General features: G+C 71.9%; 9 protein-coding genes and 1 tRNA gene. 8 read left to right on the top strand and 2 right to left on the bottom strand.

Annotated features, from left to right (window positions below):
- The 3 genes from gltB to pyk all read left to right on the top strand — a co-directional run bounded on the left by gltB (position 1) and on the right by pyk (position 7621).
- Entirely contained in the window at positions 1-4581 is a 4581-nt protein-coding gene (gene gltB, locus ACYVAP_RS08710) for a glutamate synthase family protein (RefSeq protein WP_498860346.1), read from the top strand.
- Positions 4574-6052, top strand: coding sequence for a glutamate synthase subunit beta (locus ACYVAP_RS08705; protein ID WP_498860345.1), 1479 nt, complete (start codon positions 4574-4576; stop codon positions 6050-6052). The genes gltB and ACYVAP_RS08705 overlap by 8 nt, the downstream gene beginning before the upstream one ends.
- A gap of 99 nt (positions 6053-6151) precedes the next feature.
- Complete coding sequence (pyk, locus tag ACYVAP_RS08700; RefSeq protein ID WP_498860344.1) at positions 6152-7621, top strand: pyruvate kinase; 1470 nt, start codon at positions 6152-6154, stop codon at positions 7619-7621.
- 88 nt (positions 7622-7709) lie between these two features.
- Here pyk and ACYVAP_RS08695 read toward each other — a convergent pair.
- Positions 7710-7792 (bottom strand) — tRNA-Leu (locus ACYVAP_RS08695).
- Between the two features lie 150 nt (positions 7793-7942).
- Between ACYVAP_RS08695 and ACYVAP_RS08690 the strand changes: the two genes are divergently transcribed.
- Positions 7943-8593 (top strand): ANTAR domain-containing response regulator, encoded by a 651-nt coding sequence (locus ACYVAP_RS08690; protein WP_259359995.1) that lies wholly within the window; start codon positions 7943-7945, stop codon positions 8591-8593.
- Positions 8594-8687: 94 nt separating this feature from the next.
- Positions 8688-10046 carry an ABC transporter substrate-binding protein gene (locus ACYVAP_RS08685; RefSeq protein WP_498860343.1) on the top strand — a complete coding sequence of 453 codons (1359 nt, stop codon included), beginning with the start codon at positions 8688-8690 and terminating at the stop codon, positions 10044-10046.
- Between the two features lie 42 nt (positions 10047-10088).
- Here the strand turns inward: ACYVAP_RS08685 and ACYVAP_RS08680 are convergent, their stop codons facing one another.
- Positions 10089-10568 (bottom strand): hotdog fold thioesterase, encoded by a 480-nt coding sequence (locus tag ACYVAP_RS08680; RefSeq protein ID WP_413541862.1) that lies wholly within the window; start codon positions 10566-10568, stop codon positions 10089-10091.
- A 92-nt stretch (positions 10569-10660) separates the two neighbouring features.
- On the opposite strand from ACYVAP_RS08680, the gene polA reads away from it, so the two are divergent.
- The 3 genes from polA (at position 10661) to ACYVAP_RS08665 (ending at position 16098) form a co-directional block, all read left to right on the top strand.
- Complete coding sequence (gene polA / locus ACYVAP_RS08675; protein WP_498860342.1) at positions 10661-13396, top strand: DNA polymerase I; 2736 nt, start codon at positions 10661-10663, stop codon at positions 13394-13396.
- A 248-nt stretch (positions 13397-13644) separates the two neighbouring features.
- Complete coding sequence (gene rpsA / locus ACYVAP_RS08670; protein WP_264449104.1) at positions 13645-15135, top strand: 30S ribosomal protein S1; 1491 nt, start codon at positions 13645-13647, stop codon at positions 15133-15135.
- Between the two features lie 132 nt (positions 15136-15267).
- Positions 15268-16098 carry an HAD-IIA family hydrolase gene (locus ACYVAP_RS08665; protein WP_259359990.1) on the top strand — a complete coding sequence of 277 codons (831 nt, stop codon included), beginning with the start codon at positions 15268-15270 and terminating at the stop codon, positions 16096-16098.
- Positions 16099-16145: the final 47 nt, after the last annotated feature.

The following is a 16145-nucleotide window of genomic DNA, read 5'->3' as shown; positions in this document are numbered from 1 at the left end:
ATGATCCCCCTCGACTCCCGCTTCTCCAGCCTCCCTCCCGCGCAGGGCCTCTACCGGCCCGAGAGCGAGGTCGACTCCTGCGGCGTGGCCATGGTCGCCACCCTCCGCGGCACCCCCGGGCACGACATCGTCGAGGCCGGGCTCACCGCCCTGCTCAACCTCGACCACCGCGGCGCCGTGGGCGCCGAGGAGAACACGGGCGACGGCGCGGGCATCCTGCTGCAGATGCCCGACGCCTTCCTCCGCGAGGTCTCCGGCCTCGAGCTCCCCGAGCGCGGCGCCTACGCGGCCGGCATCGGCTTCCTTCCCCGCGAGGACGCCGCCCGCGGCGAGGCCCTCGCGGCCCTGGACACGATCGCCCGGGAGGAGGGCCTGAGCGTCCTCGGCCGGCGCGAGGTCCCGATCGTCGAGGGCCTCGTGGGCCCCTCGGCGGCCGCCGTCCAGCCCCGCTTCGAGCAGGTCTTCCTCGTCGACGCGGCGGGGGAGCGCACCGGCCTCGCCCTCGAGCGCGCCGCCTTCGCGGTGCGCCGCCGGTTCGAGCACACGACCGGCGCGTACTTCCCCTCGCTCTCCACCCGGGTCATGGTCTACAAGGGCATGCTCACCCCGCAGCAGCTCGCGGACTTCTACCCGGACCTCGCCGACCCGCGGATGACCACCGAGCTCGCGGTCGTCCACTCGCGCTTCTCGACGAACACCTTCCCCGCCTGGCCGCTCGCGCACCCCTTCCGCGTGCTCGCCCACAACGGCGAGATCAACACGGTCATCGGCAACCGCAACCGCGTGCGCGCGGCCGAGGGCGTCATGTCCACCGACGTGTTCGGGGAGGACTTCTCGCGGCTGCTGCCCGTGAACAGCGAGGGCGCCTCCGACTCCGCGAGCCTCGACGAGGTCCTCGAGCTGCTCCACCTCTCGGGCCGCTCCCTCCCGCACGCGCTCATGATGCTCGTGCCGGAGCCGTGGGAGAACGACCCCCACATGGACCCCGAGCTGCGCGCCTTCTACGAGTACCACGCGGCGCTCCAGGAGCCGTGGGACGGCCCCGCCTCGCTCGTCTTCACCGACGGCACCCAGGTGGGCGCCCGTCTGGACCGCAACGGACTGCGCCCCCTGCGCTACTGGATCACCGAGGACGACCTCGTCGTCCTCGGCTCCGAGACCGGCCTGCTCGACGTGCCCCGCGAGCGGATCGCCCGCACCGGCCGCGTCGCCCCCGGCGAGATCTTCCTCGTGGACCTCGAGCGCGGCGAGGTCGTCCCGAGCGACGAGGTCAAGCACGAGATCGCGACCGCTCAGCCCTACGGGCAGTGGGTCGCCGAGCAGAAGGTGCGCCTCGCGGACCTCCCGCGCCGCGAGCACATCGTCCACTCCCGCTCCTCGGTCGTGCGCCGCCAGCAGACCTTCGGCTACACGGAGGAGGAGCTGCGGGTGCTGCTCGCCCCCATGGCCGCCAAGGGCGCGGAGCCGCTCGGCGCGATGGGCACCGACACCCCGATCGCGGTGCTCTCGGACCGCCCGCGGCTCCTGTTCGACTACTTCACGCAGATGTTCGCGCAGGTGACGAACCCGCCCCTCGACTCGCTGCGCGAGGAGATCGTCACCAGCCTCGGCATCACCATCGGCGCCTCGGGCAACCTGCTCGACGAGACGCCGGAGCACGCGCGCCAGCTCTCGCTCGACTTCCCGATCATCGACAACGACGAGCTCGCCACGATCTACGGCGTCCACACGCTCGAGGGCACCGCGGACTTCCGCGCCGCGCGCCTCAAGGGGCTGTACCACGTGGCCGGCGGAGCGCGGGCGCTCGAGGAGCGGCTCCACGAGATCTGCGAGGAGGCCGTCGCCGCGATCGACGCGGGCGCGACCTTCCTCGTGCTCACCGACCGCGACGCCAACGCGCTGCTCGCCCCGATCCCCTCGCTGCTCATGACCTCGGCCGTGCAGCACCACCTCGTGCGCACCGGTCGCCGCACCCGCGCCGCGCTCGTGGTCGAGGCGGGCGACGTGCGCGAGGTGCACCACGCGGCGCTGCTCATCGGCTACGGCGCGAGCGCCGTGAACCCGTACCTCGCGATGGAGAGCGTCGAGGACCTCGTGCGCCGCGGCGTGCTCGGCGACGTGACCCCGGAGAAGGCCGTCGCGAACCTCAACTACGCGCTCGGCAAGGGCGTCCTGAAGATCATGTCGAAGATGGGCATCGCGACGGTCGCCTCCTACCGCGGCGCGCAGATCTTCGAGGCCGTGGGCCTCGCCGAGGACTTCGCGGAGACCTGGTTCCCCGGCACCACGACCCGGATCGGCGGCATCGACCTCGAGGTCGTCGCGAAGGAGAACGCGGCGCGCCACGCGCTCGCGTACCCCGTCGAGGGCGACCAGCTCGCGCACCGCCGCCTCCCCGTGGGCGGCGAGTACCAGTGGCGTCGCGAGGGCGAGCCGCACCTGTTCACCCCGGAGACCGTCTTCCGCCTCCAGCACTCGACCCGCAGCCGCCGCTACGACGAGTTCCGGAAGTACACGGACGCCGTGGACGACCAGCACGAGCGGCTCATGACCATCCGCGGCCTGCTGCGCCTGCGCACCGGCCAGCTGAACCCGGTGCCGATCGAGGAGGTCGAGCCGGTCGAGTCGATCACCAAGCGCTTCATGACCGGTGCGATGAGCTACGGCTCGATCTCGCAGGAGGCGCACGAGACCCTCGCGATCGCGATGAACCGCCTCGGCGGCATGTCCAACAGCGGTGAGGGCGGCGAGGACCAGGAGCGCCTGCACGATCCCGAGCGCAGCAGCGCGATCAAGCAGATCGCCTCGGGCCGCTTCGGCGTGACGAGCGAGTACCTCAGCTTCGCCAAGGACATCCAGATCAAGATCGCGCAGGGCGCGAAGCCCGGCGAGGGCGGCCAGCTCCCGCCGGAGAAGGTCTACCCGTGGATCGCGCGGACCCGTCACTCGACCCCCGGGATCGGTCTCATCTCCCCGCCGCCGCACCACGACATCTACTCGATCGAGGACCTCGCCCAGCTGATCCACGACGCGAAGTCCGCGAACCCCGCGGCCCGCGTCCACGTCAAGCTCGTCTCCCGCTTCGGGGTGGGCACGGTCGCGACGGGCGTCTCGAAGGCGCATGCGGACGTCGTCCTCATCTCGGGGCACGACGGCGGCACCGGCGCGAGCCCGATGAACTCGCTCAAGCACGCGGGCACGCCCTGGGAGCTGGGCCTCGCCGAGACCCAGCAGACCCTGCTCCTGAACGGTCTGCGGGACCGCATCACCGTCCAGGTCGACGGTCAGATGAAGACCGGGCGCGACGTCGTCATCGCCGCACTGCTGGGCGCCGAGGAGTACGGCTTCGCGACCGCCCCGCTCGTCGTCTCCGGCTGCGTCATGATGCGCGTGTGCCACCTGGACACGTGCCCCGTGGGCGTCGCGACCCAGAACCCCGAGCTGCGCGCCCGCTACACCGGGCACGCCGACCACGTCGTGACCTTCTTCCAGTTCATCGCCGAGCAGGTGCGCGAGCACCTCGCGGCGCTGGGGCTGCGCTCCCTCGACGAGGCGGTGGGCCGCACCGACCTGCTGGGCCTCGCCGAGGACGACCGCTCCCGCAGCGAGCTCGCCCGCGCCAAGCACCGCGGGCTCGACCTCGAGGCGATCCTCGCGGCACCCACGATCATGGAGGGCGACTTCCCGCGCCGCCGTCGCGGGCAGGACCACCACCTCGACCTCGCCGCGGACCATCCGTGGATCGAGCAGGCGCTCCCCGTCATCGAGGGGGAGCAGGAGTCCGTGCGCATCACCGGCTCCATCCGCAACGTGCAGCGCACGACGGGCACCCTGCTGGGCCACGAGGTCACCCGCCGCACGGGCGGTGCGGGCCTCGCGGAGGACGCGATCGTGCTCGACCTCGACGGCACCGGCGGCCAGAGCCTCGGCGCCTTCCTCCCGGCGGGCGTGACCCTCGAGCTCACCGGCGACACGAACGACTACGTGGGCAAGGGACTCTCGGGCGGCATCGTCGCCGTGGGCCACGGCCGCGGGACGACCGGCTCGCTGACCTCCGCCGCGATCGCGGGCAACACCTGCGCCTACGGCGCCACGAGCGGGAAGCTGTTCCTCGCGGGCGCCGCGGGCGAGCGCTTCGGTGTGCGCAACTCCGGCGCGACGCTCGTGGTCGAGGGCATCGGCGACCACGGCGCCGAGTACATGACCGGCGGCGTCGTCCTGGTGCTCGGTCCCACCGGCCGCAACCTCGGCGCGGGCATGAGCGGCGGCACGCTCTTCGTGCTCGACCTCGACGAGAACGACCTGAACCCCGCGGACGCCGCGACCTTCGAGATCTCCCCGGTCCGCGAGGACCACCGGGAGTTCGTGGTCTCCGCGATCCGCGAGCACGCCCGGCGCACGGGCTCCGACCGCGCGGCCTCGCTGCTCGCGGACGAGGACGAGCTGTTCGCGCGCCTCACCGAGATCGCGCCGCGCGCGTTCCTCGAGATCACCGGCATCCGCGAGGACGCCCTCGCCGCCGGGATCGACCCCGATTCGAACGAAGTCTGGAACACCATCATGGAGGCCACCCATGGCTGATCCCCGCGGATTCCTGCGGTACCGCGAGCGTGAGCTCCCCGAGCGTCGCCCGGTCCCCGTGCGCCTCATGGACTGGCGCGAGGTCTACGAGGCCCGCGAAAAGGGCACCCTCGACGTCGTGTCCCGGCAGGCCGGACGCTGCATGAACTGCGGCATCCCGTTCTGCCACCAGGGCTGCCCGCTGGGCAACCTCATCCCCGAGTGGAACGACCTCGTGTACCGGGGCGACTGGCAGGAGGCCGCCGAGCGGCTCCACGCGACGAACAACTTCCCGGAGTTCACCGGTCGCGCCTGCCCCGCGCCCTGCGAGTCCAGCTGCGTGCTCGGCATCAACCAGCCCGCGGTGACGATCAAAAACGTCGAGGTGTCGATCATCGACCGCGCCTTCGACGAGGGCTGGGTCCAGCCCGTCGAGGCGAGCCGCCAGACGGGTCGCTCGGTCGCCGTGATCGGCTCCGGGCCCGCGGGCCTCGCGGCCGCGCAGCAGCTGACCCGGGCGGGCCACTCGGTCGTGGTGCTCGAGCGCGACGACCGCATCGGCGGCCTCCTGCGCTACGGCATCCCGGAGTTCAAGCTCGAGAAGCGCCACGTGGACCGCCGGCTGAAGCAGATTCGGGCCGAGGGCACGCGCTTCCGCACGGGTGTGGACGTGGGCGGCAGCGGCGAGGGCGCGATGAGCGTCGAGGAGCTGCGCAGCCGCTTCGACGCGGTGCTCGTGGCGACGGGCTCCTCCGCGCCGCGCGACCTGCCCGTCCCCGGCCGCGAGGCCGCGGGCATCTTCCCGGCGATGGAGTACCTCACCCAGGCCAACCGGCTCGTGGAGGGGGACACGCTCGAGGCGCCGATCTCCGCGGAGGGCAAGGACGTCGTCATCATCGGCGGCGGCGACACCGGCGCCGACTGCCTGGGCACCGCGCTGCGCCAGGGCGCGCGCTCGGTGACCACGCTCGCGATCGGCACCCAGCCGCCGGTCGAGCGCGACGAGTCGCACCCGTGGCCCACGCACCCCGTGCTCTTCGAGGTGACGACCGCGCACGAGGAGGGCGGCGACCGCTCCTTCCTCGCCTCCACGACCGGCTTCGAGGTCGACGAGGACGGCGCCGTCACGGGCCTGCGCGTGGCGCGGACCCAGTACCGCGACGGCAAGCGGCTCCCGACCCCGGGCACCGACCAGGTGCTCCCGGCGACGCTCGTCCTCGTGGCCATGGGCTTCACCGGCCCGCAGCAGGAGGGGCTGGTCGAGCAGCTCGGTCTCGCGACCACCTCCCGCGGCAACATCGAGCACGACGACAGCTGGGAGACGAGCGTCCCCGGCGTCTTCACCGCGGGCGACTGCGCGCGCGGTCAGAGCCTCATCGTCTGGGCCATCGCGGAGGGTCGCAGCGCGGCCGCCGCGGTGGACCGTCACCTCATGGGCGCGAGCTCCCTCCCGGCGCCTGTCCACGCCGGGGAGACCGCACTCACGGTGTGAAAGACTAGGCTCTGATCACGCGATGCTGCGTCCCTCGAGGCGGAGCGTCCCCACTCCGCCTTGGCCCGCGGCCCCTACAGGAACAACAGATGGGTTGACATGCGAAAAGCGAAGATCGTCTGCACACTCGGTCCGGCGACGAACACGTATGAGCAGATCCGTACCCTGATCGAGTCCGGGATGAACGTCGCCCGGATGAACCTCAGCCACGGCTCTCACGCGGACCACGAGCAGGTGTACGCGAACATCCGGCGCGCGGCCGAGGACCTCGGCCAGAACGTGGCGATCCTCGTCGATCTGCAGGGCCCCAAGATCCGTCTGGGGAAGTTCGAGGACGGCCCGCACTTCCTCGAGGTGGGTGACACCTTCACGATCACGGTCGACGACGTCGTCGGCACCAGGGACCGCGTCTCGACGACCTTCAAGGGCCTCCCGGGCGACTGCCGCCCCGGCGACGTGCTCCTGATCGACGACGGCAAGGTCTCGGTGCGCGTCACCGACGTCTCCGACACCGACGTCACCACGGTCGTCGAGGTCCCCGGGCCCGTGTCCAACAACAAGGGCATCAACCTCCCCGGCGTCGCCGTGTCCGTCCCCGCCATGAGCGAGAAGGACATCGACGACCTCCGCTGGGGCCTGAACCTCGGTGCAGACCTCATCGCGCTGTCCTTCGTGCGCGATGCGCACGACATGGACGACGTGCTGCGGATCATGCAGGAGGAGGGGCGCCGCGTCCCGGTCATCGCGAAGATCGAGAAGCCCCAGGCCGTGCGTGCGCTGCGCTCGATCGTGGGTGCCTTCGACGGCATCATGGTCGCCCGCGGCGACCTCGGCGTCGAGCTCCCCTTCGAGCAGGTCCCGCTCGTGCAGAAGCGCGCGATCGAGCTGGCCCGCCGCAACGCCAAGCCGGTCATCGTCGCGACCCAGGTGCTCGAGTCGATGATCGAGAGCCCGCGCCCCACCCGCGCCGAGGCCTCCGACTGCGCCAACGCCATCCTCGATGGCGCGGACGCCGTCATGCTCTCCGGCGAGACCAGCGTCGGCAAGTACCCCTTCGAGGCGGTGCGGACCATGGCCCGCATCATCACGAACACCGAGGAGAACGGGGCGGACCGCATCCTCCCGCTCGGCACGATCCCGCACACCCGCGGCGGCGCCATCACCCGTGCGGCGGCGGAGATCGGCGACCAGCTCTCCGCGCAGTACCTGGTGACCTTCACGGAGTCCGGTGACACGGCCCGTCGTCTGGCGCGTCTGCGCCCGACGATCCCCCTCATCGCGCTGACCCCGTACCCCGAGGTCGCGCGTCAGCTCGAGCTGTCCTGGGGCACCGAGACGCACCTCGTCCCGATGCAGAAGGACACCGACGCGATGGTCTCCGTCGTGGACGAGCTGCTGCGCGAGCAGAAGGGCCTGCAGAAGAACGATCTCGTCATCGTCGCGGCCGGCTCGCCCCCCGGGGTCCACGGCTCGACGAACACGCTGCGTGTGCACCGCATCGGTGACCTCGACGGCACCGAGTCCGCCCGCATCGAGGCGGACCGCATCGCCTCCGGTCTGGACAACTGACACGGACGACGCCCCCGGAGGGCCCGCGAGGGCCCTCCGGGGGCGTCGTCGTCGGGTCCTCGGCGGGGGCAGGCGCCCCTCGCCGCGGTACCGGATGCGGGACTCGAACCCGCACGCCCTCACGGACAGCGCATTTTGAGTGCGCCGCGTCTACCATTCCGCCAATCCGGCTCGTCCACCCCGGAAACGGGGCTGGACTAGGATAGCGCCGATGACCATCCGTCCCGTGCACCGCCGAGCGCGGCCGCGCGCTGCCGACGTGCAGTGCGGAGCACCGCTCCCGCGGCAGGTGCGGGACCCTTTCCCGAGACACAGGGTGACATGAACGACGACACCACCACGCTTCCCGACGACGCCCCGGAGCAGACCGGCACCGAGGACGCGGCCGCCCGCCGCACGGCGGTGGTCGCGGAGGACGAGAGCCTCATCCGCATGGACATCGTCGAGACCCTGACCGAGGCGGGCTTCGAGGTGCTGGCCGCCGTGGGCGACGGCGAGAGCGCCGTGGAGAAGACCCGCGAGCTGCGCCCCGACGTCGTCGTCATGGACGTGAAGATGCCGCAGACCGACGGCGTGACCGCCGCGGCGAGGATCGGCGAGGAGAACCTCGCGCCGGTCGTCATGCTGACGGCCTTCTCCCAGACCGAGCTCGTCGAGCGGGCCCGTGACGCCGGCGCCATGGCCTACGTGGTCAAGCCCTTCACCCCGGCGGACCTGCTCCCGGCCGTGGAGATCGCGATCTCCCGCTACCAGCAGATCGTGCAGCTCGAGTCCGAGATCGCGGACCTCGGCGAGCGGTTCGAGACCCGCAAGCGCGTGGACCGCGCGAAGGGCCTGCTGCAGACCAACATGGGCCTCTCGGAGCCCGAGGCCTTCCGCTGGATCCAGAAGACGTCCATGGACCGTCGTCTCACGATGCGCGAGGTCGCCGACGCGGTCGTCGACCAGCTCGGCGGGCAGTCCAAGGAGTGACGCGAGGGCCGTCCGCACCCTGAGGGCGGGACGGCCCTCCCGTCGTGCCGCGGGGGGAGCGGCGCACCACGAGGAGCGGGGGAGCAGGGGGACCATGGCCATCTCACGTCGCCGCCTCATGCGCGGGCTCGGGATCGGGGCGCTCGGGGTCGGGGCGTTCTCCGCCTGCGACCAACTGCCCTCCCGCGGTCGCGGTCGCCGTCAGGCGACCACCCCGCCGCCCACCGGTGTCGCCCTCGGCGAGCCGGAGACCCCGCTCGTGATCGCCTCGATCGGCGCCTCCCACGGACGCACCGCGCAGTGGGAGCGCGCGATCTCCCTCGCGGTGCAGGAGGCGCTCACGGACGTCGACGCCCGCTGGGACGGGCTCTTCGGCCAGGAGGTCACCGGTCCGGAGCGCCACGTCCAGGAGACGGCGGGCGAGGACCTCGCCGGGGTGGTCGCCGACTGGCAGGAGCAGGGTGTCACCGCCGTCGTCAGCTCGCTGGACGAGGACGCGCTCGTCGCCGCGATGCCGCTGTTCGCCGAGGCCGGGATGGTGGTCATCGACGTCGCGACGGCGGGGATGAGCGTGCGGGACGACGCGGTGCAGGACGCGGGCCTGCTGTTCCGCCTCGCACCGAGCACACGGGCGATCGCCGGGCTCTACGCCGAGGAGGCGTGGTCCGGGTCGAGCGACCGCGGGGGCCGCCCCGGGACCGTCGCGATCGTCTCCGAGGACACCGCGCAGGGCCACAGCCTCCGCGACGAGATGAAGCTGATCCTGGACCCGATGTCCGGCTCGATCGTCCTGGAGTCCTTCCACGAGCCGGGGAAGCTCGGCGACGTGGGGAAGCTCGCGGGGCAGATCATCGAGAAGAAGCCCGCCCTGCTCGTGGTCCACGGCGGCCCGGAGTCCGGGGCGCTGCTCTCCGCCCTCCAGGACGCCACGACGGAGAACGGTCGCTCGGACCTCCAGCTGCCCGTGCGCCTCTCCCCGGGCGGCACCGTGGACCAGTCCGAGGCGGGGCTGGTCGCCGAGGCGATGACCCGCGCCACCGGCTACGAGCCCGGCGGCGATCTCACCGAGGTCCACGTGAACATGATGCTCAATGCGGACTCGACCCTCCAGAAGAGCGGCTACGCCTACTCCCAGCAGGCCTACGACGCGGTCGTGATCCTCTGCCTCGCCGCGTACCAGGCGCTGTCCGTGGAGGGCACGGCGATCGCCGCCCAGGTGCCCGTGGTGCTCACGGGCGCCGAGGAGTGCGAGGACTACGGGACGTGCCGCTCGGCGCTGCGCGACGCGCTGATCGCGGGCGGCACGACCACCGTCTCCTACCAGGGGCGGTCCGGCGCGATCGAGCTCGGGGCGGATCGCGACGCCCGCACGGGGCAGCTGCGCACGTACTCCTTCACCGGGACCGGGGCGCTCGAGGCGCCTTCCACGACGGGCTTCGAGATCCCCGCCTGAGCAGTGGTGACCGGTGCCGGCGCCGGTGCCGGGGCCGTCGACTCAGCGCGGCGGCAGGAGCATGGTCTGCACGGTGATCGTGCTCAGGAGCGCACCGGCCTCGTCGTGCACGTCCACGAGGTAGCTGGCCGTCTGCCGGCCGGCGTGGCGCACGGTGCACACGGCACGCACCTCGCCCGACCTCCCCGAGCGGTGGTGGAGCGCGGAGACGGAGGTCCCCACGGCCTGCGCCCCCTCGCCGTGCACCTCGCGGGCCCGCAGGATCGCCGCGAACGACGCGACGGACTCCGCGAGCGCGATCGTGGCGCCGCCGTGGAGCAGGCCGGCGGGCTGGGTGTTCCCCGCGACCGGCATCGTCATGACGCCGCCGTCGGCGCCGAGCGAGACCAGGCGCATGCCCAGGCGCTCCACGAGCGTGCCGCGCGTGGACTCCTCGAGCTGGGTGCGGAGGGCCTCGGGCATCGCGGCGAGCGGGGTGCCGGGATCACGTTCGGCGGCAGGGCGGGGGAGCTGTTCGTCCATGTCCCGAGGGTGCCACAACCGACCCGCCCGCGCGGGCGGAGCCGGCCGCGGCGGACGGGCGGATGTCGCCCGGGCGTGGGAGGATGCTCGCCATGAGCGCGAGCGACATCACCGACGTCCCCGGGACCACCGACCCCGAGGAGCGGCGCATCCTCCTCATCGACGGCCATGCGATGGCCTTCCGCGCCTTCTTCGCGCTGCCGGCGGACGGCTTCAGCGACGGCCGCGGGCAGGCGACGAACGCCGTCTACGGGTTCACCCGCATGATCTTCAACGTCGTCCAGTCGGAGCGCCCCACCCACGTGGTCGTGGCCTTCGACCTGCCCGGCGGCACCTTCCGCGACCGGATCTACGACCAGTACAAGGCCGGCCGCGACGAGACCCCACAGGAGTTCAAGGGGCAGATCGGCCTCATCCAGCAGGTGCTCGACGCGCTCGGCGTCGCCTGGCACACCGTGCCGGACTACGAGGCGGACGACATCATCGCCACCCTCGCCACGCGCAACGCCGCGGAGGGCATCGAGGTCTCGATCGTCTCGAGCGACCGCGACGCGATCCAGCTCGTGGGGGAGCGGGTCACCCTGCTCCAGCCCGTCAAGGGCGTCACCGAGATGAAGCGCATGACCCCGGCGGCGGTCGAGGAGAAGTACGGCATCCCGCCGGAGCGCTACCCGGACCTCGCCGCCCTCGTCGGCGAGCAGGCGGACAACCTCCCCGGCGTGCCGGGCGTGGGCCCCAAGACCGCGGCGAAGTGGATCGTGCAGTACGGCGACCTCCCGGGCATCCTCGCGCATGCCGAGGAGATCAAGGGCAAGGCGGGCCAGTCCCTGCGCGACCACGTCGAGGACGTCGAGCGCAACCGCCGGATGAACGCCGCTGTCACCGATCTCGACCTCCCCCCGCTCGAGGGCTGCGTGCTGGGCCGCGGCGACGCCGCGGCCGTGAGCGCCGTCTTCGACGAGCTCGCGTTCGGTCCGACCATCCGCAAGGACCTCCCGGCGGTGCTGCTCGACGCGAGCACCGCGGACGACGCGGCCGCTGAGGCCGCACGCGAGCTGCCGCCGATCTCCCGCCCCGGCTCCGAGGAGCTGCCCGCCCTGCTCGAGGGTGAGCTCGCCGGCGGCGCCGCGCTCGTCGTGGAGGGCCGCTGGGAGCTCGGCGAGGGCGATGCCCACCAGCTGGCGCTCGCCACCGAGGAGTCGATCGCCGTGATCGACCTCTCCGGCCTGGACGACACCGCCGAGCGGGCCCTCGCCGCCTGGCTCGCGGACGCCGGCATCCCGAAGTCCGCGCACGACACGAAGCTCGCGACCCACCAGCTGGCAGGGCGCGGGCTCGCCGTCGCCGGCTGGGCGACGGACCTCGCGATCGCCGAGTTCCTGTGCCGTCCCGACCAGCGCCCTGTGGACGTCGCCGCGCTCGCGCTGCGCCACCTCCAGGAGGACCTCCAGGTGACGACCGCGGCCGCGCAGCAGGAGCTCGACCTCGGGGCGGGCGACGAGGACGCCGCCGCCCGCGACGCCGAGCAGCTCGGCCGCACGGCGGACGCCGTCCGACGGCTCGCGGAGCTTCTGCGGGCCGAGCTCGAGGAGCGCGGGGCGACCTCCCTGCACGACGACCTCGAGCTGCCGCTGTCCCAGGTGATCCGGGTCATGGAGGCCACCGGGATCGCGGTCGAGGACACGGTGCTCGCGGAGCTCGACGCCGAGCACGAGACCCGGCAGGCGGAGGTCGCCGAGTCGGCCTTCTCCCACCTCGACGGCGATCGCATCAACCTGGGCTCGCCCAAGCAGCTCCAGGAGGTGCTCTACGAGCGCCTGGGCCTGCCCAAGGGGCGCCGCACGAAGACGGGCTACAGCACGAACGCGGAGACCCTCGCGGACCTCCTCGACAAGACGCAGCACCCCTTCCTGGTGGACCTGCTCGCGCACCGCGACGTGACGAAGATGCGGCAGATCATCGATACCCTGCGGCGGTTCATCGCGCCGGACTCGCGCATCCACACGACCTTCCACCAGAACATCGCGGCGACCGGCCGGCTCTCCTCGAACAACCCGAACCTCCAGAACATCCCGGCCCGCACCGAGGAGGGGCGCCGGATCCGCTCGGCCTTCCGCCGCTCCGACGGCTACGTCTCGCTCATGACGGCGGACTACTCGCAGATCGAGATGCGGATCATGGCCCACCTCTCCGAGGACGAGGGGCTCATCGAGGCCTTCAACTCGGGGGAGGACCTCCACCGCTTCGTCGCCTCGCGCGTGTTCTCCGTGGAGCCGGAGGAGGTCGACGGCGCCATGCGCTCGAAGACCAAGGCCGTGAGCTACGGCCTCGCCTACGGGCTCTCCGCCTTCGGCCTCGCCCGGCAGCTGCGCATCTCCCAGGGCGAGGCGACGGCGCTGCGCGACGGCTACTTCGAGCGCTTCGGCGGTGTGCGCGACTACCTCCGCGAGAGCGTCGAGAAGGCCCGCGCGACCGGCTACACCGAGACGATCCTCGGCCGCCGCCGCTACCTCCCGGACCTCACGAGCGACAACCGCCAGCGCCGCGAGAACGCCGAGCGCGTCGCGCTGAACTCCCCGATCCAGGGCAGCGCGGCGGACATCATCAAGCTCGCCATGCTGAGGGTGGACGCGCTGCTGCGGGAGGAGGGCCTCACCTCACGGGTGCTGCTCCAGGTGCACGACGAGCTCGTGCTCGACGTCGCCGAGGGCGAGGAGCAGCAGCTGCGCGAGCTCGTCGCCGAGGGGATGGGCTCCGCGTACACGCTCTCGGTGCCGCTCGAGGTGGGCATCGGCGTGGGCGAGGACTGGCTCGCCGCCGCCCACTGATCCCGTGGGCGGCCCGGACCGCGTGCAGGAGGTCACAGTCCGCATCCTCGCAGGGGAGGGCTGCGTCCTCGCACGGAGCGGGCGCGGCTGGTAAGGTGATGGGGGTCTGTGCGCCTTCGCGCATCGATCCGCCCCCACGGATCACCCCCGAGCACGGCTCAGCCCGAGCACGGATCAGGGTGGTCCCGACCGGGCACTGCACGTCCACCGTACCTACTCATTCCTGTCCCGACGGAGTTCCTGACTACATGACCGAGACCACGACCCCCCAGATCGCCATCAACGACATCGGCGGCGCCGACGAGCTCATGGCCGCCATCGATGCCACCATCAAGTACTTCAACGATGGCGACATCGTCGAGGGCACCGTGGTGAAGGTCGATCACGACGAGGTCCTCCTGGACATCGGCTACAAGACCGAGGGCGTCATCCCCTCGCGCGAGCTGTCCATCAAGCACGACGTCGACCCCGGCGAGGTCGTCGGCGTCGGCGACGAGATCGAGGCCCTCGTCCTCCAGAAGGAGGACAAGGAAGGCCGGCTGATCCTGTCCAAGAAGCGCGCCCAGTACGAGCGCGCCTGGGGCACGATCGAGCAGATCAAGGAAGACGAGGGCGTCGTCACCGGTCGCGTCATCGAGGTCGTCAAGGGCGGCCTCATCGTCGACATCGGTCTGCGCGGCTTCCTCCCCGCCTCCCTCGTCGAGATGCGTCGCGTCCGTGACCTCCAGCCGTACGTCGGCCAGGAGATCGAGGCGAAGATCATCGAGCTCGACAAGAACCGCAACAACGTGGTCCTGTCGCGCCGCGCCTACCTGGAGGAGACCCAGTCCGCGGTCCGCTCCGACTTCCTGCAGACCCTCCAGAAGGGCCAGGTCCGCGAGGGCGCCGTGTCCTCGATCGTCAACTTCGGCGCGTTCGTCGACCTGGGCGGCGTGGACGGCCTCGTGCACGTCTCCGAGCTGTCCTGGAAGCACATCGACCACCCGTCCGAGGTCGTCGAGGTCGGTCAGAAGGTCAAGGTCGAGGTCCTGGACGTCGACATGGACCGCGAGCGCGTCTCCCTGTCGCTGAAGGCGACCCAGGAGGACCCCTGGCAGCTCTTCGCCCGCACCCACGCCATCGGCGAGGTCGTGCCCGGCAAGGTCACCAAGCTGGTCCCCTTCGGCGCGTTCGTCCGCGTCGAGGACGGCATCGAGGGCCTCGTGCACATCTCCGAGCTGGCCCAGCGTCACGTGGATCTGCCCGAGCAGGTCGTCACCGTCGACCAGGACGTCTTCGTCAAGGTCATCGACATCGACCTCGAGCGTCGCCGGATCTCGCTGTCCCTCAAGCAGGCCAACGAGGGTGTGGACCCGGAGGGCGACGACTCGACCTTCGATCCCGCGCTCTACGGCATGGCCGCCGAGTACGACGCCAACGGGGAGTACAAGTACCCCGACGGCTTCGACCCGGAGACCAACGAGTGGCTCGAGGGCTACGACGCCCAGCGCGAGGAGTGGGAGGCCCAGTACGCGGCCGCCTACGAGCGCTGGACCGCGCACAAGGCCCAGGTCGCCGAGGCCATCAAGGCTGACGAGGAGTCCGCGAACGCCCCGGCGGCGAGCGCCTCGAGCTCCTCGTCCTCCTCGGCCCCCGCGGCCCCGGCGCAGGCGTCCTACCAGTCGGCGTCGTCGGACGAGGGCACCCTCGCCTCCGACGAGGCGCTGGCGGCGCTCCGCGCGAAGCTCACCGGCAACTGATCCTCTGATCAGCGCCCGCTCCGGCGGGTGCGCCTGAGGAACGGCCCGATCCCCGGAAGGGGGTCGGGCCGTTCCGCGTCCCGGGGGAGGGGCAGGTCGCCGCGAGTCCTCGCGGGCGTGCACACTAGGGGCATGAACACCGGTTTCGACGAGTCCCCGATCCACAGCTGGCTCACCGACATGGACGGCGTGCTCGTCCACGAGCAGTCCGCCCTCCCCGGCGCGGCAGAGTTCATCGCCGAGCTCCAGCGCTGCGGTCGGCCCTTCCTCGTGCTGACGAACAACTCGATCTTCACCCCGCGTGATCTCGCGGCGCGCCTCTCCCGCGCCGGCATCGAGCTGCCCGAGGAGTCGATCTGGACGAGCGCGCTGGCGACCGCCCGCTTCCTCGCGGAGCAGGAGCCCGGGGCGAGCGCCTACGTGATCGGCGAGGCCGGGCTCACGAGCGCCATGCACCAGGAGGGCTTCATCCTCTCCGACACCGACGTCGACTTCGTGGTGCTCGGCGAGACCCGCACCTACTCCTTCGAGGCGATCACCCGTGCGATCCGCCTCGTGGGCCAGGGCGCGAAGTTCATCGCCACGAACCCCGACGTGACCGGGCCGAGCGCCGAGGGCCCGCTGCCGGCCACCGGCTCCGTCGCCGCGATGATCACCGCCGCGACGGGGATCTCCCCGTACTACGTGGGCAAGCCGAACCCGCTCATGATGCGCACCGCGCTGAACCGGATCGGGGCGCACTCGGAGACCTCGGTGATGATCGGCGACAGGATGGACACCGATGTGAAGTCCGGCCTCGAGGCGGGCATGCGCTCGATCCTCGTGATGACCGGCTCGACGCGCGCCGACCAGATCGAGCAGTACCCCTACCGGCCCACCGTCGTGCTGGACGGCATCGCCGACGTCGTCCCGCTCGTCGAGCAGCTCACCCCCGGGATCTCCGAGGAGCTGGGGGAGGACTGACCCGGTCCGGGCCCGGCGCCGGGGAGACGAGCGCTCCCGGCGCTCCG

This window comes from Brachybacterium horti (genome assembly GCF_054777615.1).
Note: the sequence above shows the minus strand (reverse complement) of the source record. Positions and strands in the feature narration are given on the sequence as shown.

Coding starts and splice junctions, on each gene's coding strand:
- gltB (WP_498860346.1), top strand. CDS start 1: ATGATCCCCCTCGACTCCCGCTTCTCCAGCCTCCCTCCCGCGCAGGGC.
- ACYVAP_RS08705 (WP_498860345.1), top strand. CDS start 4,574: ATGGCTGATCCCCGCGGATTCCTGCGGTACCGCGAGCGTGAGCTCCCC.
- pyk (WP_498860344.1), top strand. CDS start 6,152: ATGCGAAAAGCGAAGATCGTCTGCACACTCGGTCCGGCGACGAACACG.
- ACYVAP_RS08690 (WP_259359995.1), top strand. CDS start 7,943: ATGAACGACGACACCACCACGCTTCCCGACGACGCCCCGGAGCAGACC.
- ACYVAP_RS08685 (WP_498860343.1), top strand. CDS start 8,688: ATGGCCATCTCACGTCGCCGCCTCATGCGCGGGCTCGGGATCGGGGCG.
- ACYVAP_RS08680 (WP_413541862.1), bottom strand. CDS start 10,568: ATGGACGAACAGCTCCCCCGCCCTGCCGCCGAACGTGATCCCGGCACC.
- polA (WP_498860342.1), top strand. CDS start 10,661: ATGAGCGCGAGCGACATCACCGACGTCCCCGGGACCACCGACCCCGAG.
- rpsA (WP_264449104.1), top strand. CDS start 13,645: ATGACCGAGACCACGACCCCCCAGATCGCCATCAACGACATCGGCGGC.
- ACYVAP_RS08665 (WP_259359990.1), top strand. CDS start 15,268: ATGAACACCGGTTTCGACGAGTCCCCGATCCACAGCTGGCTCACCGAC.